At 62.0% G+C, this 22,439-nt stretch carries 19 protein-coding genes; 13 read left to right on the top strand and 6 right to left on the bottom strand.

Features of this window, described 5'->3' with window-relative positions; genetic code table 11:
• The first annotated feature begins 2 nt into the window (after positions 1-2).
• From ACEN93_RS20235 to ACEN93_RS20225, 3 genes are all read left to right on the top strand, one after another.
• Positions 3-857, top strand: a complete 855-nt coding sequence (locus ACEN93_RS20235; protein ID WP_495610434.1) for a MaoC family dehydratase — start codon at positions 3-5, stop codon at positions 855-857.
• A 306-nt stretch (positions 858-1,163) separates the two neighbouring features.
• Positions 1,164-2,720: a collagen-like triple helix repeat-containing protein gene (locus tag ACEN93_RS20230; protein WP_495610433.1), complete on the top strand. Its 1,557-nt coding sequence runs from the start codon at positions 1,164-1,166 to the stop codon at positions 2,718-2,720.
• Positions 2,721-2,854: 134 nt separating this feature from the next.
• A complete protein-coding gene (locus tag ACEN93_RS20225; protein WP_163973953.1) occupies positions 2,855-4,525 on the top strand; it encodes a ShlB/FhaC/HecB family hemolysin secretion/activation protein in 1,671 nt (556 codons plus the stop codon).
• Positions 4,526-4,542: 17 nt separating this feature from the next.
• Here the strand turns inward: ACEN93_RS20225 and ACEN93_RS20220 are convergent, their stop codons facing one another.
• The 3 genes from ACEN93_RS20220 to ACEN93_RS20210 all read right to left on the bottom strand — a co-directional run bounded on the left by ACEN93_RS20220 (position 4,543) and on the right by ACEN93_RS20210 (position 7,842).
• On the bottom strand, positions 4,543-6,942 hold the full coding sequence (locus ACEN93_RS20220; RefSeq protein WP_495610432.1) for an autotransporter family protein: 2,400 nt from the start codon (positions 6,940-6,942) through the stop codon (positions 4,543-4,545).
• A 199-nt stretch (positions 6,943-7,141) separates the two neighbouring features.
• Positions 7,142-7,549, bottom strand: coding sequence for a response regulator (locus ACEN93_RS20215; protein WP_039772480.1), 408 nt, complete (start codon positions 7,547-7,549; stop codon positions 7,142-7,144).
• Positions 7,550-7,626: 77 nt separating this feature from the next.
• A complete protein-coding gene (locus tag ACEN93_RS20210) occupies positions 7,627-7,842 on the bottom strand; it encodes a Flp family type IVb pilin (protein ID WP_092163870.1) in 216 nt (71 codons plus the stop codon).
• 331 nt (positions 7,843-8,173) lie between these two features.
• On the opposite strand from ACEN93_RS20210, the gene cpaB reads away from it, so the two are divergent.
• The 8 genes from cpaB to ACEN93_RS20170 are packed head-to-tail and all read left to right on the top strand — an operon-like array spanning position 8,174 to position 15,644.
• The gene (gene cpaB, locus ACEN93_RS20205; RefSeq protein ID WP_495610431.1) at positions 8,174-9,115 is read left to right on the top strand and encodes a Flp pilus assembly protein CpaB; all 942 of its coding nucleotides are present in this window, start codon (positions 8,174-8,176) and stop codon (positions 9,113-9,115) included.
• 20 nt (positions 9,116-9,135) lie between these two features.
• Entirely contained in the window at positions 9,136-10,359 is a 1,224-nt protein-coding gene (locus ACEN93_RS20200; RefSeq protein ID WP_039772485.1) for a type II and III secretion system protein family protein, read from the top strand.
• On the top strand, positions 10,356-11,546 hold the full coding sequence (locus ACEN93_RS20195; protein WP_039772487.1) for a CpaE/TadZ family protein: 1,191 nt from the start codon (positions 10,356-10,358) through the stop codon (positions 11,544-11,546). Before ACEN93_RS20200 ends, ACEN93_RS20195 begins: the two co-directional genes overlap by 4 nt.
• Positions 11,543-12,811: a TadA family conjugal transfer-associated ATPase gene (locus ACEN93_RS20190; protein WP_039772489.1), complete on the top strand. Its 1,269-nt coding sequence runs from the start codon at positions 11,543-11,545 to the stop codon at positions 12,809-12,811. The genes ACEN93_RS20195 and ACEN93_RS20190 overlap by 4 nt, the downstream gene beginning before the upstream one ends.
• Positions 12,812-12,829: 18 nt before the next feature.
• Complete coding sequence (locus ACEN93_RS20185; protein WP_495610430.1) at positions 12,830-13,714, top strand: type II secretion system F family protein; 885 nt, start codon at positions 12,830-12,832, stop codon at positions 13,712-13,714.
• A 1-nt stretch (position 13,715) separates the two neighbouring features.
• Positions 13,716-14,600, top strand: a complete 885-nt coding sequence (locus ACEN93_RS20180) for a type II secretion system F family protein (protein WP_039772493.1) — start codon at positions 13,716-13,718, stop codon at positions 14,598-14,600.
• 35 nt (positions 14,601-14,635) lie between these two features.
• On the top strand, positions 14,636-15,355 hold the full coding sequence (locus tag ACEN93_RS20175; protein WP_103387225.1) for a tetratricopeptide repeat protein: 720 nt from the start codon (positions 14,636-14,638) through the stop codon (positions 15,353-15,355).
• Between the two features lie 16 nt (positions 15,356-15,371).
• A complete protein-coding gene (locus tag ACEN93_RS20170; RefSeq protein WP_039772498.1) occupies positions 15,372-15,644 on the top strand; it encodes a DUF3613 domain-containing protein in 273 nt (90 codons plus the stop codon).
• 58 nt (positions 15,645-15,702) lie between these two features.
• Here ACEN93_RS20170 and ACEN93_RS20165 read toward each other — a convergent pair whose 3' ends face one another.
• On the bottom strand, positions 15,703-16,479 hold the full coding sequence (locus ACEN93_RS20165) for a response regulator transcription factor (protein ID WP_495610429.1): 777 nt from the start codon (positions 16,477-16,479) through the stop codon (positions 15,703-15,705).
• Between the two features lie 126 nt (positions 16,480-16,605).
• The gene (locus ACEN93_RS20160; RefSeq protein ID WP_103387220.1) at positions 16,606-17,076 is read right to left on the bottom strand and encodes an A24 family peptidase; all 471 of its coding nucleotides are present in this window, start codon (positions 17,074-17,076) and stop codon (positions 16,606-16,608) included.
• 75 nt (positions 17,077-17,151) lie between these two features.
• Here ACEN93_RS20160 and ACEN93_RS20155 point away from each other — a divergent pair, with 75 nt between their 5' ends.
• Entirely contained in the window at positions 17,152-17,598 is a 447-nt protein-coding gene (locus tag ACEN93_RS20155) for a TadE/TadG family type IV pilus assembly protein (protein WP_074689697.1), read from the top strand.
• Complete coding sequence (locus tag ACEN93_RS20150; protein WP_495610428.1) at positions 17,595-20,342, top strand: PAS domain-containing sensor histidine kinase; 2,748 nt, start codon at positions 17,595-17,597, stop codon at positions 20,340-20,342. The genes ACEN93_RS20155 and ACEN93_RS20150 overlap by 4 nt, the downstream gene beginning before the upstream one ends.
• Here the strand turns inward: ACEN93_RS20150 and ACEN93_RS20145 are convergent.
• Positions 20,339-22,336: a pilus assembly protein TadG-related protein gene (locus ACEN93_RS20145; RefSeq protein WP_495610427.1), complete on the bottom strand. Its 1,998-nt coding sequence runs from the start codon at positions 22,334-22,336 to the stop codon at positions 20,339-20,341. The two genes, ACEN93_RS20150 and ACEN93_RS20145, sit on opposite strands and share 4 nt — an antisense overlap.
• Positions 22,337-22,439: the final 103 nt, after the last annotated feature.

The raw sequence follows: 22,439 nt of genomic DNA, 5'->3' as shown, positions 1-22,439 counted from the left end.
ACATGAGCATCGAATGGCAAACGCTGCACCAGGAACCGAGCCTGCCGGGGCTGTATGCCCGGGCGGCGACCCGACGCAAAATCACCGGCACCACCCTGCCCGACAGCGGTTTGCGCTGCGCCGTCGAGGTGGATGGCAAACGTCTGGCGGCGTATCGCAAGGTCTGCGGTTTCGCCGATGACGGCCTGCTGCCGCCGACCTATCCGCATATCCTGGCGTTCGCCCTGCAGATGCAATTGCTGACGGCCAAGGAGTTTCCGTTCCCGCTGCTGGGGCTGATTCATCTGAGCAATCGCATCCGCGTATTGCGGCCGATGGGCGGGATCAGTCGTGCGCAAGTCAGCGTCCGGGTGCATAACCTGCAACCCCATCCCAAAGGCGCGACCTTCGATCTGCTGACCACCCTCGACGATCAACTCGGCCCGTTGTGGGAAGCCGAAAGCCGGATGCTCTGTCGTGGCGTGAAGCTTGAAGGCGAACCGGTCGAACAGGCCTGGGAGCCGGCGCTGCCGCTGATGCAAGTGGCGCAATGGAAGGCCCCGGCGGACATCGGCCGGCAGTACGCGAAAGTCTCCGGCGACTACAACCCGATCCACCTGAGTGCCGCCAGTGCCAAGCTGTTCGGTTTCCCCACGGCCATCGCCCACGGGTTATGGAACAAGGCCCGCACACTGGCAGCTCTGGCAGATCATCTGCCCAAGGCCAACCTTGAGGTCACCGTGCACTTTCGCAAACCGGTGCGCCTGCCGAGCGAGGTGAGCCTGTTCGCCAGCGCTGCCGGTTCCAGCGGTGAGTTACGCCTGATCGGCGCCGGGGATCTGGAGCACATGGTGGGCAACTGGCAGCCGGTAGCCTGACATCGAGGCCGGGAAAACCTGCTCAATTGTGTATATATCACTTAAGTTTTCCCGCGCCGCACAAACATCCCTCGCCGAAACCCAGCCTTGATTTTCAAGGCTTTTTTTTGCGCGCCTATATCCTCGGTATTAGTCGTTAGGCCGCACTCGCAGCCCCCTGCATAAAGGCGTTAATACCAACTTGAGAATGGCGTGGATCCGGCCTTGCGACTGATATGAGCACAACGGACGAAGGCACTGCCGGCAACAGAATCGGCGGGCCATCGAAAACAACAAACGTTGTGACAGGTGCAAGGAATAACGCTCATGAAAACTCAGATGAAAGCTCAGGCGGCGTGGTGCAAATCGGCAACGGCACTGGCCCTCATTCTCTCCCTCGGTCTGGCCGGTTGCAGCAGTGGCGGCGGCGGTCATCACAGCAGTTCCGGCAGTTCTTCCCCCGACAGCTCGACTGCAGGTACTGGCGGCACCGGTGGCACGGGTGGAGCCGGAGACACCGCGGGCACTGGCGGCACTGGCGGCACCGGTGGTACTGGTGGAACGGGAGGGACAACGGATCCGACCAATCCGACCAATCCCACCGACCCGACGGATCCGACCAACCCAACCAACCCGAGTACACCGACACCTCTGGTTACCACCACCCTGGTGCAGGACGTCGGCAATACCGTCAGCGGCGTCGGCGATGGTGTCAGCCAGGTCGGTGACTCCCTGAGCGGCGTGCCTGTCGTTGGCGGCGTGGTGCAAAGCGCGGCCCGGACTGCCGGCAACGTAGTGACCACGCTGGGTGACGGCGTAGCCAACGGCATCGGCAAACTGGCGACCACCGACAATGGTCTGGGCGTTACCGCTTCGGCGGTCGGCGGCGTGGTGCAGGATGTGGGTAACGGCGTGTCCGACCTGAGCGGCAAACTGGCCACTGCCACGGGCAGCGTCCCCGTGGTTGGCGGTGTGGTAACCAAGGTCGCCCCAGTGCTCAACGGGGTCGGCGAAAAGGTCACCATGCTCGGCGACACCCTCAGCACCGCCACCACCACCGGCCCGCTCGGCTCGGTTACCAAAGAAGTCGGCAGCAAACTGGTGCCGGTGATTGCCATGGTCGAAAGCACCACGGACAAACTCGGTACGGCTACAGGGCTGGGCGCGCCGTTGAACGGTTTGGTCCAGAAGGTCGGCAGCACGGTTGACGGCGTGGGTGACAAGGTCACTGTCGCCGGCAACGGCAACGCCCTGACCAACACCGTCGGCGGTGCCCTGAGCAATGTCGGCACTGCGGTCGGCAAGGCCGGCGGGCTGGTAGACAACGGCACCGGTTCGGGAACGGGCGTCGGTGGCGGTCTGGGCAGCAATGGCTTGCTGCAAACCGTCGGCGGCGCAGTCGTGAACGTCGGCGCCGGGTTGAGCAGCGGCAATGGCAGCCTCGCCGCACCGGGTGGTGTTCTGGCAGCGGCCGGCAACACCGTGGCCTCGCTCAACACCGTGCTCGGCGGTTCGGGCTCGCCGATCACCAGCCCGACCACTCCCCTGGCAACCCTGGGCAACAACGTGGGTGCCGGACTTGCGCCAGTCACCACCGCGGTCACCAGCCTGACCCAGAACGTCGGCGCCGCCACCGGGCTCGGCACTCCGGTCGCGGGTCTCACCAGCCAGGTTGGCGGCGCCGTCGGCAATCTGGGCAACGCGATCGCCGGCACCAACAGCAACCCGGTCGTGGCGGCGGTCGGCAACACTGTCACCACGGTGGGCAACACCGTCACTGCGGTCGGCGGACTGGTCAACGGTGGCACTGCCACCGGGACTGGCGGCGGACTGGGTGGCGTCCTCGGCGGCCTGACCGGCGCGTTGGGAGGGAACAATCGCTGATTTGCACCTGGCCGATTCGACGGCCGAACCTACAGCGCCTACGCTTGGTTGAGGGCGGAAGATTCCCACGAGTCTTCCGCTTTTTTCTTAGGAGAAAACCCGCCCGGTGCTGGGGTTTGAACATGGAGTGTCCTATGCGCGTTATGGCATCCCTGCTGTTTCTCAGTCTCAGTTGCACAACCCTCGCCGACACCCTGCCCAGCTTTCTCAACAGCAACGAAACCATTCGCAACCTGCCGGTGCCGAACCTGCCCGCCGACGCCTACCGGCCGAACGCGGCGCCGCTGCAAGTGCCGGAGCCCGGTGCCACGGCCGCCCAGCCGTTGCTGATGGGCACGAAGATTAACCTCAGGACTGTGCAGATCGAAGGCGGCACGCTCTACCCGCTGAACGAACTGGCCGAAATCTACAAACCGCTGATCGGCCGCGAGAGCAGCCTCGCCGACCTGATCGAAGCCACCCGCAACATCACCCGTCGCTACCAGCAGGACGGTTATCTGCTGTCATACGCCTTCCTGCCACAACAGACCTTCGACGACGGCGTGGCGCGCGTCGTGCTGGTGGAAGGCTACGTGCGGGACGTGCAGATCGCGGGCGACGTCGGGCGGGTCAAAGCCCTGCTCGACCGATTGGCCGCCAAGCTCCAGGCCGAACGCCCGCTGACGCGCAAGACGTTCGAGCGCTACACCACACTGATGACCCGCATTCCCGGCGTGACGATCCAGGCCCAGGTGCCGCCGCCCGGCACCACCGACGGTGCAACCACGCTGGTGGCCCAAGCCAGCCGCAAACCGTTCACCAGCACCCTGAGCACCACCGAAGACAACCGCAACGGCACTCAGGCCCTGCTCGGTATCAGCAGCAATTCACAAACCTCGATGGGCGAACAGTTGAGCCTCAGCGGCCTGTTTCCACCGGGAGATGATCACGAGCATTACTACCGGCTGGACTACAACCAGTTCATCAACGACGAAGGCGCGCAACTGAGCCTGTCGGCCTCGCGCTACCGGGCCGATCCCGGCACCAATGTGCTGTTGAACAACGGACTGGAACTCAAGCCACACCGCGAAAACGACCGTTATTCGCTCGGTTTCACCTTGCCGCTGATTGCCGCCTCGGATGAACTGCTGACTGCCGGATCACGCCTGTACGCCGTCAATGACAAGACCCGCTACAACGTGATCGGCTACCCGCTGAGCGTCGAAGAACGCACCGACATCCGCGCCCTCGCCTTCGAAAGCGACTGGCGCAAGGCCGATGCCCGGCAACTGCGCATTCTCAGCGGCGGCGTGTACCAGGGCTTCGACAGCCTGGGCGCGCACACCAACAACAGCGCCATCGACCTGGATTTTTTCCGGGTGCGTCTGTCGGGGGTGCAGAGCGACAAGTTCTTTGATAACTGGCAAGGCGTACTGTCAGCCGCGTTGTACTGGAGCGACGACACCCTGCCCGACAGTGAGCGTGCGGTGTTCGGCGGGCAGAATTTCGGCCGTGGTTATCCCGATGATCAGGCGTCCGGCGACAAGGGCTGGGGCGTGGCTTACGAAATCAACTACAGCTTCAACCGCGACGGCAATTGGGTGCGCATCCTGCAACCGTACTTCGTGCTCGATCGCTCGCGCAGCTGGTTCAATGAATTGCCGGTACAGGCCAACAACCTGTCATCGGCGGCGCTCGGCCTGAGATTCGGCGATGCGAAGTACTACAACATCGCCCTGGAAGCCGCCAAGGCGATGTCGGATGAAGCGCTGGATACGTTCAATCGCCGGCCACGTTACAGCATCAGCTTCAGTTATCAGCTGTAGCACGACCGACCACTGAATCAGAAGGCGTAGCGCACTTTCGCCGTGAAACCGTCAGCGTCAAAACCGCTGGCGGTCACGTAGTTGTAAGACCCGCCGACGCTCCACGCGCCCATCCGATAGTTGGCGCCCAGACCCAGTTCATAACTGTCACGAACCGGGGTGGTGCCACGGCTGGTGAACGAATCACCACCCAGCACGAACGACGACGTGGTGCCGGTCTTGTCGCCAATGACGTCGTGCCAGGCCATCAGCTTCGCTTCGGGTTCGAGGCTGCCGGTGCCCACATCGAATGCCGCCGCCAGACGCGCGCCGACACCCATCTCGCCCACCTCATAGCGCTGACTGCCGACATTCAGCGAAGCCGAACTGCCCTTCTCGCGATAGCTGTCCATGCCCACATTGGCGTAACGCGCCCCGACCTGCGGCTCCAGCACCACATCCGGCATCAGGCGCACGGTGTACCCGGCCAGCGCGCTGACGCCGAATACGTTGCTGTCGTAATCACCCTTGGCGCGGGTACCGGCGATGTAGCGGCGCGACTCGTTGTCGTTCCAGCCATACATCAGCGACGAATCAACGAACCAGTTGTCGTGCGTCCAGTTGCCGTACAGGGTCAGCGCATGGCCGGTGACCTGGGTCTTGTTGCCACGATCGGATTTCACATCGGTGTCGAGGTAGCTGTACGCCAGACCGACCGCCAGATCAGCATTCAACTGGCCATCGGCACCCACGGCGATGCCGTGGCTGTCGGCATCGTAACCACTGACACCACGACGCTCATCCTGGTTGGCGTCGCTGCTCAAGGCTTGCAGCCAGACACCTTTGTCCGTGGCAGCGCCACTGGTACGGGCACGGCTGGAGCGATCATTGATGACGCCCGACACCAGCGTCTGACTGTTGGTGGCCCCGTGAAGCACCCCACGGCTGACATCCGGGCTGAGGGTTTCGGACAACCGCGCCAATTGCGCATCGGTGCTGGCGTTGGCGAACGCCTGGAACACCGGATCCTGCTCATCGAGCCGCGACAACAGACTCGACACGCGGCCCACAACCGTTGCGGCATTGCGACTGCCACCCGCCACAAGGGTGTTTTGCGCCAACACCTCTTCGGACTTGTTGGTCACCACTGACGTGATGTCGCTGCCCACAACCCCAAAACTCTTCACATCCAGCAAAGCAGAGGAAGAGGTCACGGTGAGGTTATTGCCGCCGACCAGACTGCCCGAGCTGATCAGGGTGTACTTCGTACCACCCTGTGTCACACGGAAATCACTGGAGCGCGCCAAAAGACGCAACGTCGCACCCGGCGCGATATCGGTAGTGCCCGTGACCTTCAACACCGGCAACGCCGGATTGGTGTCATTGCCCAGGTACATTTCCAGCACCGAGTCGGACTCTTCCATATCGAAGTCACCGATGATCGTGGTGTGTGGTTTCACCAGCGTCAGCGTCCCGTCCTCGATGGTCACGTAACCGGATTTGATGGTCGAACCGTCGAAAACAGCATCGCCGTCGATGATCACGCCGGACAGACCGATCAGATCCCCTTTGACCGTACCGCCAAAAAAGTCGAAATAGCTTTCGCCGTCATCGACCTGGATTGCCGACGTCCCACCCTCGATCGAACCGGTCAGTTGATAAATGGTAAACGGCAACGCATTGAGAGCCTGACCGCTGACATGCACACCAATCGACTCGCCGTAGATCGTCCCGGAGTTGAACAGATTGAAACCACCCGTCCCCGCCGAAGTATTGAAGTTAACGCCTTCGAAAGTGACGGCTTCGGCGTTTGCTCCGGTGGCGCGAATGGTGCCCGTGTTGTTCACGATGCTTTTGAGAGTGGCACCGTCGAGGAACAGACCCAATGCATCAGGGCCGGCAACATTGATTGTGCCGTTGTTGGTGACTCCAGCCAGCTGGGTATGTACCAACATCACGCCGCCGGCAGTCGCCCCACTGACATCGATCAGCCCGTCGTTGGAAAGCGAGCCGTTGAATGTGCTGCCGATGTCGGAAAAACCGGTTGAGCTGCCGGACCCCGCCAGGCCGTGAACAATAATGGAACCCTTGTTGATCACACTGTAGGCGACAGTGGTTGGCGTCGCACCGGCGGCTCCCAGATTGATACCGATGCCATGATTGGCCCCGTCAATCCGGATAGTGCCGTTATTGCGCAACTGGTCAGCCGCCAGCCCCATGAACTGGGCGCCGTAGGTCAAGGTCGACGGCGAGCCGGGAGTAATGATCCCGTTGCCGTTCAGATCGACAAGACCGTAGTTCTGCAGATTGCTGTTCAATGGCCCACCGCTCAGGTCATAACTCAGACTGGCACCGGCAGCGGAAACAACGCAGGCGTGCAGCGAAGCCACAGCGATGGACAACGCCAGAAGCGAGTGGCGCAAACGATCAGTATTCAAACGAGATTCCCTTCCAAAACATGAAAAACAGTTTCAGCAGGGGTATCGAATTCACTCAGGCATCCCTACCGAACCCACCAGGTCGTCCGGTTTGGGCGCGGGGAATGTACATGAGCCATCATTTCGACACCATCAAAATGTCAAACGAATGGCGTCAATTTCAAGATCGGCGTATTCGAAGTAGAAGCTGCATGAGCACTCAGGAGACATTGACCTTTGGCTTGGGAAACAGATTGTCCAGGGTCTCCAGCAGCCGCACGTGATAGATCGGCTTGCGGAACAGGTCGAGCACCTGCAACCGCAGCATGTCGCTCACATCCTCCATGTCCGCGTGCCCCGACGTCACGATCACCGGCAGATGCTGGCGCGAGGTGTGCTCGCGCAGGCGCTTGATCAGCGACATGCCGCTTTCCTCCGGCATGCGCAGATCGGTGATTACCAGAGCGATATCGGGATGGCGGGTCAGGTGATGCAGGGCGAGTTTGACCGAGGTGGCGGTATGACAGACGAAGCCTTCGCCTTCCAGCAACTCCGCCAGCTCCAGCAACGCGTCCTCTTCGTCGTCAACCAGAAGCAACTGTTGGCGTGAGGAAGAAGACACGTTCATGGGCAGTACCTGAAAGCTGAATGGTAGATCGAGTGTAGCCCGACATCAGCAAGGTGCTGGCGCAACCATGCTGTGGCTTATGGCGTTGGCCGGGTTTGCGTCGTGCCGCCCAGTGACACCAGAACGTTGTTGAAGATCGCCAGCATCCGATCACCCAGCGGAGTGACGAAAACGACCACCACCACGGCGACCATGGCCACGACGATGGCGTATTCAATTGCCGACGCACCGTCTTCATGTTTGTAGAGCAGCAAAGCTCTGGCCATTAAATAATCAACGATCATTCGAAACATATGCCCACTCCTTTGCGCTCCTGGCGCCGATGTCACAGCAGCGACAAAGCGTTCGCCGTGCCATTTGAGCATTGTCAACAAACCCCCACCCAACAACTGTAAGAACGGATTAGTCATAAAGGATTAGTCGTTTCGTCAAACTCGGCATTTCGACTGCTGATTGGCCAACACCCATACTTTCGTGGGTTATTTGTCTGTCACTAATGGCGTTTTGGCTTGTTTCAGCTAGCGTGGAAATAGCGAAATAGTTGGATGTTCATAGCTGCCTGATTGCGATGTTCCCTTGGTAGGAAGTGCGGGCTGGTAGTGCAGCAGGAAAGGGAGAGCCGTCATGAACAGTCGTGTGACCATTGGCCTTGCAGCGGCGCTTTTACTGGGGGCCATCATTGTCGGATATTGGGGGCTGGTGCTCAGCCGGCAACCTGCTCCGGTTGCCGAGCCCCCCGCGCCGACGGTGGTCACCGTCGAAAAAACCGTCGCTGCCGCCGAAGACCAGACCCGCCAGCCGGTCGTGGTCCTGGTGCGTGACGTCCCGCCCTTCACCCCCCTCACTGCCGCCGATCTGGCCGTTGAAAAACTGCGCAGCGCCCCCGCCGGCAGCCTCGGCACCATCGAGCAGGCAGTGGGTCGCACTCCGTGGCGTCACCTGAGCGCCGGCACCTGGCTCAACGAAGAAAGCTTCGAGGCCGGCGGCACACTGGCGCGCATGATCCACAAAGATGAGCGCGCGCTGGCCGTGTCAGTTGATGAAGTGATCGGCGCGGCCGGGCAGTTGATCCCCGGGGATTACGTCGACGTGCTGTTGTTCCTGCGCCAGGACGCCAGCAACCCGCAGCAGTCGGCACAGATTGTGGTGCCGGCCATGCGCGTGCTCGGTGTCGGCGAACAATACGGCCTGACCAACGACGGTCAACCGTCCGCTCCCGCCATGAGTGCCGACGACAAGATCAAACAGGACCAGCGCCGGCTCACCGCGCGCACCGTGGTGCTGGCGGTGCCTGAACAGTTGTTGAGTCGAATGATGCTCGCCACCCAGGTCGGGACGTTGCGCCTGGCCGTGCGCAGCAGCGAAGAACAGCGCCTGGCCAGGTATTGGGCCGGCGAACGTCAGGCGCCGGACAAACTGGTGGCCGCCAACAGCCAACTCTTCCAGTTCACTCAGTTGGCGCTGGGGACCGCGCCGAAAACCGCGCCCGGCAGCGACCACAGCGGTGCGATACGGCCCGCGGTGGAAGTGATTCGCGGCAATCAGACCAACCCACAAAACCCATGACTGAGCAAGGATCCAAGTGCATGCAGAGTCGTTCCTGGCCGATCGTCAATCCCGTGCTCCGGGCCATGCTGCTGATGGGACTGTCAATCAATGCCGCGCAGGCGGCCACCGGCAACTGCGCGGCCCTCGGGCGCTTGCCGCCAGTGATCGAAATCAACGAAGGCTGGCAGCAGGACATGCAATCACCGGTGGCGATCACGCGCCTGGCCATCGGCGATCCGAAAATCGCCGACGTGCATGCCAATGGCAACTCATCGTTTCTGCTTACCGCCGTGGCGCCGGGCGCTACCAGTCTGATGGTCTGGACCGGCTGCTCCAGCGAGCCGCGCCAGAGCATGGTGTTCGTCAAGGGCGCCGCCACCTCGGCCCTCACCAACACCGGTGCGCTGCCGTCGGATGATGCGCTGTTGCCGTCCCAGGTGCAGACCGACATTCGTTTTGTCGAAGTCAGCCGCACCAAGCTCAAGCAGGCCTCGGCTTCGCTGATCGGCACCCGCGGTAATTTCCTGTTCGGTTCTCCCGGCACGTTGCCGCCCATCGACGGCGTCCCGCAACCGCGACTGCCGGTGGACAACTCGCTGTTCAACTTCTCGTGGATCGGCGGCAAGACCATGGCGATCATCAATGCCCTTGAGGGCAGCGGCTTCGCCTATACCCTGGCGCGGCCAAGCCTGGTGGCCCTCAACGGGCAGAGTGCGAGTTTCCTCGCAGGCGGGCAGATTCCGATTCCGGTGCCCAGCTCCGGCAGCGACAACGTGTCGATCGAATACAAGGAGTTCGGCATCCGCCTGACCCTGACGCCCACCATCATCAGCCACGATCGCATCGCCCTGAAAGTGGCGCCGGAAGTCAGCGAACTGGACCTCAGCAACGCGGTGAACATCGCCGGCACCACCGTGCCCGCCCTGACCATCCGCCGCACCGACACCAGCATTTCCCTCGCCGATGGTGAGAGTTTTGTCATCAGCGGTTTGATCAGTACCAGCAACAGTTCCCAGGTCGACAAGTTTCCGGGGCTGGGCGATATCCCGGTGCTCGGGGCTTTTTTCAAGAGCTCGCAGATCAAGCGCGAAGAGCGAGAGCTGCTGATGATCGTCACCCCGCACCTGGTGCGTCCGCTCTCGGCGGAGGCGCAACTGCCGTCGTTGCCGGGTGAAAAACTGCGCAACTACGACCCGAATTTCTACCGCATGTTTTTCCTGGAAAACGGTAACTTCGACAAGCGCAGCGGGTTGTCCCAATGAGCCAGAGCCTGAGTCAGACCTTCCTCGCCATCACCCGCAACAACACCGACCTGGAGTGGCTGCAAAGCGCGCTTGCGCCGTTGGGCCAGGTGGTCAGTGCCGGTGGCGGCAGCCTCGACGAATTGCTCGCGCTGGTGGACGTCACCTTCGCCAGCCTGGTGTTCGTCGGCCTCGACCGTGAACACGTGGTGGCCCAGAGCGCGCTGATCGAAGGCGCGCTGGAGGCCAAGCCGATGCTGGCGATCGTTGCCCTTGGCGACGGCATGGACAATCAGCTTGTACTCAATGCGATGCGCGCCGGGGCCCGGGATTTCGTCGCCTATGGCTCGCGCTCCAGTGAAGTGGCCGGGCTGGTGCGCCGCTTGAGCAAACGCCTGCCGCCGGTGACCCACAACGCGCAACTGGGCGGCCTGACGGTGTTGTACGGCGTACAGAGCAGTTCCGACGGCGCGCTGCTGGCCAACCATATGGCACTGGTGGTGCAAAAGAGCGGGCAGCAGACGCTGCTGCTGGACCTCGGGCTGCCCCGTGGCGACAGCCTGGCGTTGCTGGGGCTGGAGAGTTCGTTTCACTTCGGCGATGCCTTGCGCCACCTGCGCAGGCTCGACGCCACGTTGATCGACAGCGCGTTCACCAGCGCCGAAGCGGGGCTGCGGATTCTGGCGTACGCCGACAATGACGCCCCCCTGGAAAGCACCAGCGCCGCCGAGCTGTTCATGCTGCTCAGCGCCTTGCGCCAGCACTTCCAGCACATCGTCGTGAACCTCACCGGCCAGCCTGACAGCGAGGCTCTGCGGACCTTTGTCAGCCATTGCGACAAGCTGATCTGGTACACCGACCAGAGCGTGCTCGATTGCCGGCGCAATCTGGCGGTGTTCAATCTGTGGCGGGAAAAAGGCATGAAGCTCGATCACGGACGGCTGCTGGTCGACCGTTATCTGAGCAACGTTGCGCCAGATGCGGACACCCTCGGCAAGACCTTCAACCTGGAAGTGATCGCGGTATTGGCCTTGAGTCCGGAGCTGCGCATGAACGCGAAGAACCAGGGCGTCAGCCTGTTTGAACTGGCGCCCAGGGAAAAACTCACCCAGAGCCTGCGGGTACTCGGCGAACGGCTGGCCAAGCGCTCCGAAGGTCTTGCCAAACCCAAGGTCACCTGGTTCGACCGGTTGCGAGGCACCTCATGAGCCCGGAAAAACTCTTCGGTGCGCCGGCGCGAGGCCAGTCGGGCAATGTTGACCACGAAGGCCTGAAACTGGTGCTGCATCGCTACATCATCGATGCCATCGAGGAGTCCGGGAAAAACCTGCTGGAAGGCTCGCGGCAGTTGCTGGCGCAATTTGTGACCGACAAGGTCGCCGAATACATCGCCCGTCTGCACCTGGCGATTTCCCGTTACGAGATGGAGCGGCTGGGGGAAGAAATCGTCGATGAGCTGACCGGCTTCGGTCCGCTGGAAGTCTTGCTGCGCGACACCGCCGTCACCGAAATTCTGGTCAACGGCCCGCACCGGGTATTCGTCGAGCGCGACGGCGTACTGCATCAGAGTGACCTGCGCTTCATCGATGCGCACCACGTCGAACGGGTCATGCAGCGCATTCTTGCGCCGCTCGGTCGGCGGCTGGACGAGTCTTCGCCGATGGTCGATGCACGCCTGCCGGACGGTAGTCGGGTCAACGCGATCATCCCGCCGATCGCCCTCGACGGCCCGTGCCTGTCGATTCGAAAATTCCGCAAGGACATGCTCAAGAGCAGCGACCTGATCGCCATGCAGACCATCGACCTGCCGATTTTCGAGTGTTTCCAGGAGGCCGTGGGCAAGCGCTGCAATATCCTGATCAGCGGCGGCACGGGCACCGGCAAGACCACGCTGCTGAATATCCTCAGCCAGCTGATCAACCCCCATGAACGACTGGTGACCATCGAAGACGTCGCCGAACTGCAACTCGGCCATCCCCACGTGGTGCGTCTGGAAACCCGGCCGCCGAATGCCGAGGGCCATGGCGAGGTCAAGGCCAGCGACCTGATCCGCAACGCCCTGCGGATGCGTCCGGACCGGATCATTCTCGGCGAGATCCGTGGCGTTGAAGTGCTCGATGTGCTCACGGCGATGAACACCGGTCACGACGGTTCGATGAGCACGGTCCACGCCAACAATGCCCAGGATGCGTTGCTGCGCCTGGAAACCCTGGTCGGCCTGACCGGCCGCACGGTGGCCGAACGCACCCTGCGGCAGATGATCTGCGCAGCACTCGACGTGATCATTCAGTTGACCCGCATGCCCGACGGTCGCCGCTGTGTCAGTGAAGTGGTGGAAGTGGTCGGCGTGCGTGAAGACGTGTACGTCACCAACACCCTGTTCCGTCTGGATCGACGCACCGGTTTCGGCTTCCTGCGCGAAGCGGTCAACCCGGCCGGCGACAAGTTGCGGCACGAGTCGAGTCTGGGCTGAACGCATGGAGCCTTCGTCATGATCGGACCGGTGATCCTGATTGTCCTTTGCCTGTTGCTGCTGGGGTTGTCGATTCGCCTGTTCCTGCAGGGCGTGCGCAAGACTGCCAACGAACGGGTGCTCTCTCGCCTCGCCGTCGGACAACCGCAAGCAACGGCCGAAAAAAACTCGTGGACCGGTCTGGAGCGGATGTTCCTGCGGGCAGGCCTTGGCCGGCCGAGCGAGCACTTCGGGCTTTGGCTGTCGTTGTGGGTCGTGGGCATGATGCTGGGTTATCTGCTGGCCGACTGGATCGGTCTGTTGCTGCTGATACTGGCGCCGCCGCTGATTTTGCGCTTGTACATCGCCTGGCTGTATCGACGCCGTCTCAATCGGATGATCGAACAGTTGCCGCAGTTGCTCGACCACACCGTGCGCAGCCTCAAGTCCGGCCGGACCCTGAGCGATGCAGTGATGGGCGGCATCGAAACCAGTGAGGACCCGTTGAAAGCCGCGATGGGCCGGGTGCAGCGCAACGTGCAGCTGGGAGTGAACCTGCCGGACGCGGTCAGCGATTTCGCCGAGCTCTACGAGCAGGACGAACTGCGCATGTTCGCCCTGGGCCTGAAGGTCAACCATCGCTACGGCGGCAATGCCAGCGAGTTGCTGGAGAACCTGATCAAACTGATTCGCGAACGTGACCAGGGTGCCCGGCAATTGCGCGCGCTGACCGGCGAAACGCGGATGACCGCGTGGGTACTCGGATCGCTGCCGGTGATTCTCGTCACTTACTTCATGCTGACCAATCCCGGCTACATGCTCGGCATGTGGAACGACTCGGGCGGTCGAACCATGCTGATTGTCGCGGTGGTGTTGCAGGTCTCCGGTTGCCTGGCGCTGTGGCGCATGCTGAGGAGTGTCTGACATGCTGATGCTGGCCAGTCTCATGCTGTTGCTCGGGGCGTTGTTGCTGGTCGGCAACCACCTGCTGACCGAGCGGCGTCGAGTGCGTCAGGTCAACCAGCGTCTGCAGGGCCACCTGGTGCGCGAGAACCGTTTCGGCAACTGGCTGCGGGCACTGGGCAGCAGCCGGTTCGGCCAGCGCTCGGTGAGCATCGACAGTGAAACCCAGACCCTGCTCAGCCGGCTCGGCTGGCGCCGGGCCAGCGAGCGCTCGCTGTTTGCCGCCTGCCAGATCGGCACGCCGCTGCTGACGCTGGGGCTGGGCGTGTTTCTGAAAGAGGTGTTTTTCCCCCTCGCACCCAACGGCTGGCTGGTGCCGATGATCGCCACCGGCGTTGGCTATCTGCTGCCCAAACGCCTGCTGGCGTATGCCGCTGCCCGGCGGCAGAAAATCATTGCGGTGGAAGTGTCGACGTTTATTCCCCTGCTGCGAATCCTGTTCGAGTCCGGCATGGCCGTCGAGCAGGCCCTGCGTGTACTCAGCAGCGAGGGGCAAAAACTGCTGCCGGAACTGACCGGCGAACTGCGTCTGATCCTGGCCCGTGTCGACTCGGGCCTGGAACTCGGACAAGAGTTGAACAAGGCGGCCGCGATGCTGGCGGTGGATGAGTTCACCGACACCTGCGTGATCCTGCAACAACTGATTCAACAGGGCGGCGGCGCGATGAAATCGTTGCTGACGCTCAAGCAACTGCTGGATGACCGACGCCTGACACGCTTGCAGGAATACATCTCGAAGATGTCGGCGAAGATGTCGGTGGTCATGATGCTGTTGCTGTTCCCGGCCTTGCTGATCGTTTTGGCGGGACCCGGTTTTACCGCAATCACCCGGGCGTTTGCGTCCTGACAATGAAAATGACAATGGCGATGGAGAGCGATTTGATGAAAGCACTGATGGTCATGGCTAGCCTGTTGCTGCTCGGCGGTTGCGCAACCGACGGTCAGGCACCGTGGACGACGATGCTGGCGCCGGCCAGCTGCAGCAAGTTGAGCTCCGAACAGGAGCTGTCGCTGAACCTCGCCGATGATCTGGTCAACGACGGCAAGCTGCACGCCAGCCTGGCCAATCTGCAGAGTCTGCCCGACAACCTCGTCGAGGTGCGGCTGCGCAAGGCCAAGGTCTATCGTCTGCTGGGACGCAGTGAAGCCGAGCCGTTGTATCGCAGTCTGCTGGGCACATGCCTTAACGCCGACGCCGAACATGGCCTGGGCCAGTTGTACGCCGCCCGTGGTGACAACGGCCAGGCGCAGGCCCACCTGCAACGGGCGGCGCGGCTGGCGCCGACCAATGAAAACATCCGCAATGATCTGGGCGTGGTGTACCTCAATCAGCTGCGGCTCGAGGACGCTCGTTTCGAGTTCCTGACCGCCATCGAGCTGAAGCAGAACAATCAGTTGGCGACGCTGAATCTGGTGACCCTGCTGCTCTACCAGAACAACTGGCAGCAAGCCGCCGAAGTGGTCAGCCGCGCGCACCTGACCCCGGAGCAGTTCAGCGATGCCCAGGAGCGTGCGGAGAAACTCAAGTCGCCGGTCAGAGCCAGACCCGTCGCTGGCAATCAGGTCGCGGTGGCGATTGATCCGCAACCGGCGATCAAGTGAGCCTCAAGGAGATGCCATGAACACGTTCAAGACCCTGTGTTGCCTGAGCCTGTTGAGTCTGCCGCTCGGCGCGCTGGCCATCGACGCCGGCCCGGCCTCGGCCCAGCAGCAGGAAACCGAAGGCTGGCTGTTGCTGCAAAGCCGCAACAAGGCCGCGTCCCCCGATCCGCAGGCGGCCACGGCCACCGAGCGTGAGCTGGCGATGCAGCGCTGGTTGAAGAAGTACAAATATGAAATCCCCGATTTCTACGACCCGGATGCCGGGGGCAAGATCGAGACAAATAACTGATTCGAGGAGACACCATGGCGTCTGTCCCGGTCGGCCCAAGGGCCGCCGGGGACAACAATCAGTGCGCCGTAACCCGCTGCCGCAAGGCCGCCGAACTCGGAGACAAGGCCAGCGCCAACTGCGTGCGGTTATGCATGTGGGTCAGGCGCAACACCTGCGAAACGTAAAGCTTCACCGTGTTTTCGGTGATGCCCAGCTCACAGGCAATCTGATAATTGGTCTGTCCCTTGCCCACCAGGCGCGCCACGTCCAGTTGCCGTGGCGACAGCTGATTGAAGATCGCCGGGACCTCCAGTTCACCGGCCTCACGGGGCGCATCGTCACTGACGGGCGCCGGCGCGCGACGCACCTTGTCCAGATCCTGATAAAGATCATCGATGGACGACGACAGGTCCTGAAGTTTTTGATTCAGATGGCCCAGTTGCAGGGTTTTCTGCCGCTCCTGCAGCACCGCTTCCTGGCGTTGCAGGCCTTCGAGCAATTCATCCAGATTGACCGGTTTCTGGTAGTAGTCGGCAATCCCGGCGCGCAAGGCCTTGATCACGTCCTGCTTGTCGGCGCGGCCGGTGAGCATGATGGCTTCGAACGCCCGGTGTTTGCCGGCCAGCCGTTGCAGTTCCTGCACCAGTTGAATGCCGTCCATGTCCGGCATATGCAGATCGCACAGCACCAGACCGATAGCAGTGTCGCCCGTAAAACGCTCGATCGCCTCTTTGCTGGACTCGCACGGCACACAGCGGTAGCCGCTGCTCTCGAGAAATTCACAGAGTTCTTCGACGATCAGAGGCTGATCATCGACAACGATGACTTTTACCGCAGATGTAAGCTTGTTCACGTGCCACTCCATGCCCGGGCCAAAAACTGACCATTCCTGTACTGTCAGCCGCTGGCTGTATAACTCGTTATTTTGAAGGTAGACCCACTTTCCGACTATGTACATAAGACTAGTGGCGCTTGGCGACTAATGGATCCAAGGTAGTGCAAGCACAAATCCGATCAGCACAAACGGCGCAAATGGCAGCTTTTTTGACACGGATGGCGCCATATACCGAAGTCGGTGCCTAAGCCCTTGACTCATATGCAGCCAGACTCTTGGCGCAAGCAGAATCCAGATCAGGCTCGCCGCACCGGCGCCGATAAAAATCCCGAGCAGCGAGACGCCGTCCGTCGCAAGACCAAGAGCTGTCATTAGTTTCACATCACCGGCGCCCATTCGGCCCATGAAATACCCAGGCAACGTGAATGCCAGGGCCACGACACAGGCCCAGCCTCCCTGCCCGGCTTCGGCGCCCATCCAGGTGGTACCGAAAGACAGCAGATAGACCAGCGCGAGAGTCCCGACGCCCAGCGTCAAAACGTTGGCAATTCGTCGTTGCCGGGCATCCTGAGCCGCGCACGCGGTCAACCAGATCAGAAGGACAAGGCTTTGCATCCGGTAAAAACCGTCCGTTTTTGCTGAATGATTCTATGCTGATACTACGCAGTGACTGTCAGGGTAGACGCACGGATGAAAACCGGCTCTCGGAAGGCGCAAAAAGGCGCGGTGGCGATTGAATTCGCCTTGGTGTTCGTGATCTTTTTCGCGGTGTTTTATGGCCTCGTCAGCTACAGCTTGCCGTTCGTGCTGATGCAGACGTTCAACCAGGTCACCGCCGAAGCCATCCGCCGCGCCGTGGCGGTCGATCCCGCGGTTCCCAACTATGCAAGCGTGCTGGTCAGCACTGCGAATGCCGCGTTGACCCAGCAATTGTCGGTGCTGCCGTCGTCGCTGAACGTGGTGGTCGGCACGGACACGTCAACGGTCTACGACCCGGCCCAGGGCACGCTCACCGTCAGCGTCAATTACCCGGTGAGCAAGCTCAATCAGGTCATCCCCTTTCTGGTGTTGCCGGGCGTCGGCGCTGTCCCCAGCCTGCCCGCCAACCTGACCGCCATTTCGAGCCTGAAATTTTGACTCCGGGTGACAACCTGCTCGGCCGCCTGCTCAAGCGAAGTATGGTCGCCAGCGATATTCCGGACGTACTCGGGACCCCGTTGACGGGCCTGCACATCCACCTCGACAGCGACGGCGGCGTGTTGCAAATGGCCGGCCCGCTGCGCCTGCTGCTGGCGCAACAGACGCCCCGCGACAAACCGTTGCCGTTGCACGACTATCTGCTGGCGCACAGCACGCTGGCGATCGAGGGCCGCCCGCAAGACTGGCAAGGCCAACTGCTGGATCTGGATTTCCCCGGCCTTGGCGACCAGACCTTGCACCTGCGCGGCTGGGTCCAGCCGCTGGGCGATGGCTGGCTGCTGCAACTGATCGACATTGCCGACCTGTTGTCCGAACGCCAGCAAGCGCATCAGCGCGAGGCGTGCCACATGCTCGCCGAGCAGATCAGCAAACAGGTGCGCAGCTGCAGCCTGGGACGGTTGCCGATGCTCGTCAGCGAACAATTGCAGGTGATCGCCCAGCGCTGGCAGATCCCGTGCCTGGCACTCGCCCTGCTCGATGAGCAGGAACAGGGCTGGCAGATCCATCAGCAGTTCCACGCCCATGACGCCCCGGCGCTGTGGCATGACGGCCAGCGTCTGGGCACGCCACTCGACAGCCTCAATGGCACCGGCCCGCAGCGCCTGGGTGCGCACTACGGCCAGTACGAACACTCAAGGGTCCAGGGCCTGTTCGGCAATGCCGAAGGTTTTGCCGTGCCCTACAGCGATGATCGGGGCGTGATGGCGTGGCTGCTCTGCGGTTTTTACGCGGTGGACAAGACCGCGCCGTATCTGGCCGATCGCGACTGGCTGATGCTGGCGGGCGCCCTGGCCGGGCCCCTGCTCGGTCGTTTACGCGAGCAGCAGCATCAACTGCAACTGGAACGGCTGGAGTCGTTGCAGACAATGCTTGGCACAGGCTGGTGGGAAATCAGCCATAGCGAGCAGATTCAACTGGCCCCGACGCTGGCCGCCATCCTGCAACAGGACAGCTCGACGCTGACGCTCGAGGCTTGGCTGAGCCTGATCCATCCCGCCGATCGCGAAGAAGTCCGCAGCCGGCTGCAAGCCCTGCAGATGCAAGGGGAAATCCTCGACCTGTGCGTGCGCCTGCAGCCTCGCGATGCCAGCCAGACGCCAGCGTGGTATCGCCTTCAGGGTCAGGTCACCGGCACCGGCGAGCACCGGCGGCTGGTGGGTTTCATGCTCGACATCAGCGACATCAAGAACCAGCAGCAACTGGCCGCTGCGGCCCATGCGCGGCTGGACAACCTGATCGCCAGTTCGCCGGCGGTGATTTATGTCCAGCACTACGCCGAAGGCGCCTTGCTGCCAGCGTTTTTCAGCGCCAGCCTGCAACCGTTGCTGGGCTGGAGCCTGGAGGACTGTGACGCCAGTGCGCTGGCAGAGCGGATTCATCCGGAAGACCGCGCCCTGTATTTCGAGCGAACCCGGCAACTGCTGCGCGAAGGCTCGGCGCGCGCCCGCTATCGCATGCGCGACAGTCATGGTGATTACCATTGGCTGCTCGACGAAGCCCGGCTGTTGCGCAACGACCTCGGCCTGCCGGTGGAAGCTGTCGGCTTGTGGCTGGACGTCACCGAAGCGACGCTGGCCGCCGAGCAGGTCAGACAGAGTGAGGAACGCTACCGGATTCTGGTGGAGGACTCGCCGGCGATGATCTGCCGCTACCGCCCGGATCTGATCCTGACGTTCGGCAACCGGCCGCTGGCGACCTATCTGGAATGCGCCCCCGAAGCCCTGGCCGGGGTCGATCTGGGCAGCTGGATGTCCGACGTTCAGCGCGCGGCCTTCGTTGAGCGCCTGGCGCAGCTGACTCCGCAATCCCCCGTCAGCACCGCCGAAATCAACCTGCAATTACCGGGGCGCGAACATGCGTGGTGGGTGTGGTCGGATCGCGGCGTGTTCGATGAGCACGGAAAATTGATCGAAGTACAAGCCGTTGGCCGTGACAACACCGAAGTGCGCCGCTCTCAACAGCAGCTCACGCAAAGCGCAAAAATGGCCACCCTTGGCGAAATGGCCACTGGCCTGGCCCACGAAATCAATCAGCCGCTGAACGTCATGCGCATGGCCATCGTCAACGTACGGAAGCGCCTGAGCAACGGCGATGCGCAGATCGATTACCTGACCGACAAACTCAATCGCATCGACGCCCAGGTGCAGCGCGCCGCGAAAGTGGTGGACCACATGCGGGTGTTCGGTCGCCGCTCCGAGATCGAGCAGCAGCTGTTCAACCCGGCCAGCGCCATCGAAGGCACGCTGTCGCTGCTGGCCGAAGGCATGCGCGGCAAAGGCGTGGATCTGCGCATCAGTGAAACCGCATTCGAGGTTCAGGTGCGCGGGTACGTCGATCAGCTTGAACAGGTGTTGATCAACCTGATGGTCAACGCCCGGGATGCGCTGCTGGGCAAACGCGAGTCCGATTCAGCATTCAAGCCGTGGATTTCGATCTACGCCGAACGCGACGAGCAGCACGTGCGACTGTGGGTCGAAGACAACGGCGGCGGTATCGACCCGCGTCTGCTGGAGCGGATTTTCGAACCGTTCTTCACCACCAAACCGGTGGGCGTCGGCACCGGCCTGGGGTTGTCGGTGAGTTACGGGATCATCGAGAACATGGGCGGCCACCTCAGTGTGCGCAACTCGGCGGACGGTGCACGGTTCTGCATCGAACTGCCGATCGCCCCTGACGACTAGATCACCAGATAGGCCTTGCCGGTCTGGCCACAGGTCATGTTGGCGCCGACATCCACATCCATCAGGTTGATCCCCAGCCCCTTAAGCAAATTGTTCAGCAGCGGATCCAGCAGCGGACTCACCAGATTGGTGATCACCGGTTGCAGGATCGTCGTGACATCACTGATCAGGCTGGCGACGCCGGTGACAATCGCCCCCAGCGGGTTGCTGCCTTGGGGTTTGTAGACGATCAGATTGATCCCGGCGAGGGTGCTTGCCAGGCTGTTGACTATGTTGGTTGAGGGCGCGGCAGCAATCACGCTTGGCGGCAGTTTCAGGTTGGGCGGTGTGGCGAACGGATTACCGCTGGAAAACACCAGGTTCTGGGTGTTCTGCGCCACGCTGGTGTTGACCATGATCGCAATGCCGCCGGCGCCATATGGCACATGAGTACTCGGGTCACAGCTGCCGATCCCCAGAATCTTGTGGCAGGTCACCGTACCCAGATCCACCAGCGGCAAGGGTGTAACGGTGGGTTGGGCGGCAGAAGAGAAGGCGTTGGTCGGGTCGATCCTGCCCAGTTTGAGATCGGCAATCGAGGTCATGGTGCGGGCCGTCAGGCTTTTGGTGCCGGCGTTGCCGGTCGGACAACTGTAATCGGTGACATAACTGACGGCACCACCGGCGTCCAGGCTGATGTCGATCTGCGGCGAGGGCAACAGCTTCGGGTCCAGTTGCTCACAACCGGCACCGAGCAGGCAGCCGGCAGAATTCAGTGTGGCGACCAGATTGAGGCTCAACAGTGCATTGAGGGTCGGTGTCAGCGTGCCAACCAGTCCGAGTACCGCATTGGCCAACCCGGTCACCCCGGACAACACCGGCAGATTTACCGAAAGCAGCGTGCGAATCTGCGCGGTGCGCACATAAATCCGGTTCGGCCCGGTGGGATTGGCCCTGGCCAGTGCCGGATCGCCAATGGCGGAAAACTGCGGCGGCTCGATGACTTTGACCCGCACCGTGACATTCGCCAGCCCCAGCACGCTGATCGGCAGGGTCGCGGCCACCGCACTTTTGCTGTTGGCCAGTTGAATCACGCCCTGGACCAGTTGCAGCAACTGCAGATTGGCATCCAGCCCGGCGGCCGTGGTGCCGGTCTGCAATTGCAGGATGTCGCCGAGCTTGACCGGCGCGGCATTGATCGCCGCCACTTGCAGTTGGCCCAGCGCGGTAATCACTTCAGCGGTGGCGCCGTTGAGCTGGACCGCCGTAATCGCGGCCTGGATCAGTTGCGTCACCGTGGCCTGGGTATTGAGCAACTGGCTGTAATTGCCGGCAGCCACGTTGAGGTTGATCGCCAGTTGATTCAGGTAGCCAAGCAGGTTGATGTCAGTGTTGAGCAGGCTTTCCCAGCCCAAGGCTGTCAGGTTGACGTTACCGCCAAGCAGCCCGGAAAACAGTGGATTGAGGATGTTCGATTGCGCGGTGCTGATGCTGGTCAGGTTACTGCGGATGTTCAACTGAGCGACGGTCGGCTTGGGTTTGGCCGCCACCGCCGAAGCGTAAAGCACGGTGTTGAGACTGACGGGTGTGCCACTGAACAACGCCTGCACACCGCCGGCGAAACTGGTGGTGACGGTACGGTTGGCCGCGACCTTGACCGCCTCTGATTGCGTGGCGTCCACCGTAAAAGTGCGCAGACCGGTGGCGGCTGTCGCCAACTTTCCGCAATCGATTACGAGCACGTTGTTGGCATTGGCGACAAACCCGTTGCGTGTCGCGCTTTGCCCGGCGTAACTGGCGGCGGTGAGCCCCGGCAGGCAATTGCCGCCACGGCTGACGGCTTCGAGGGCGGCGGTGTCCACCAGGCGCTGCAGTTTGCGTTGTTCCATGTACAAGCGGCCGCTGTCCACGACCAGCAGCATCAGGACCAGCGCCAGGCTGAGGGTGGCGGCCGCCATCAGGCCGATGGCTCCCCGCTGCCGGGCTGGCCCCCTGCACTGCGAATGACGCGACATGGCGCACTCCTTTGCCGGCGCACGGCCGGGCGCAACCTCCATGGATGGGTATGAGTGTAGACAGGCGCAGGCAACACTGCTGGCAACGCGCCATTTTCACCCG

The sequence above is a fragment of the Pseudomonas sp. Pseusp21 genome (assembly GCF_059492145.1).
This window is presented reverse-complemented; position numbering and strand designations above follow the sequence as displayed.

Bases quoted from the DNA above. Each gene is read 5' to 3' on its own strand.
- ACEN93_RS20160 (WP_103387220.1), bottom strand. From the start codon at position 17,076: ATGCAAAGCCTTGTCCTTCTGATCTGGTTGACCGCGTGCGCGGCTCAG.
- ACEN93_RS20185 (WP_495610430.1), top strand. From the start codon at position 12,830: ATGATCGGACCGGTGATCCTGATTGTCCTTTGCCTGTTGCTGCTGGGG.
- ACEN93_RS20180 (WP_039772493.1), top strand. From the start codon at position 13,716: ATGCTGATGCTGGCCAGTCTCATGCTGTTGCTCGGGGCGTTGTTGCTG.
- ACEN93_RS20235 (WP_495610434.1), top strand. From the start codon at position 3: ATGAGCATCGAATGGCAAACGCTGCACCAGGAACCGAGCCTGCCGGGG.
- ACEN93_RS20190 (WP_039772489.1), top strand. From the start codon at position 11,543: ATGAGCCCGGAAAAACTCTTCGGTGCGCCGGCGCGAGGCCAGTCGGGC.
- ACEN93_RS20200 (WP_039772485.1), top strand. From the start codon at position 9,136: ATGCAGAGTCGTTCCTGGCCGATCGTCAATCCCGTGCTCCGGGCCATG.
- ACEN93_RS20145 (WP_495610427.1), bottom strand. From the start codon at position 22,336: ATGTCGCGTCATTCGCAGTGCAGGGGGCCAGCCCGGCAGCGGGGAGCC.
- ACEN93_RS20155 (WP_074689697.1), top strand. From the start codon at position 17,152: ATGAAAACCGGCTCTCGGAAGGCGCAAAAAGGCGCGGTGGCGATTGAA.
- ACEN93_RS20210 (WP_092163870.1), bottom strand. From the start codon at position 7,842: ATGTTTCGAATGATCGTTGATTATTTAATGGCCAGAGCTTTGCTGCTC.
- ACEN93_RS20230 (WP_495610433.1), top strand. From the start codon at position 1,164: ATGAAAACTCAGATGAAAGCTCAGGCGGCGTGGTGCAAATCGGCAACG.
- ACEN93_RS20170 (WP_039772498.1), top strand. From the start codon at position 15,372: ATGAACACGTTCAAGACCCTGTGTTGCCTGAGCCTGTTGAGTCTGCCG.
- ACEN93_RS20225 (WP_163973953.1), top strand. From the start codon at position 2,855: ATGCGCGTTATGGCATCCCTGCTGTTTCTCAGTCTCAGTTGCACAACC.
- ACEN93_RS20195 (WP_039772487.1), top strand. From the start codon at position 10,356: ATGAGCCAGAGCCTGAGTCAGACCTTCCTCGCCATCACCCGCAACAAC.
- ACEN93_RS20215 (WP_039772480.1), bottom strand. From the start codon at position 7,549: ATGAACGTGTCTTCTTCCTCACGCCAACAGTTGCTTCTGGTTGACGAC.
- cpaB (WP_495610431.1), top strand. From the start codon at position 8,174: ATGAACAGTCGTGTGACCATTGGCCTTGCAGCGGCGCTTTTACTGGGG.
- ACEN93_RS20175 (WP_103387225.1), top strand. From the start codon at position 14,636: ATGAAAGCACTGATGGTCATGGCTAGCCTGTTGCTGCTCGGCGGTTGC.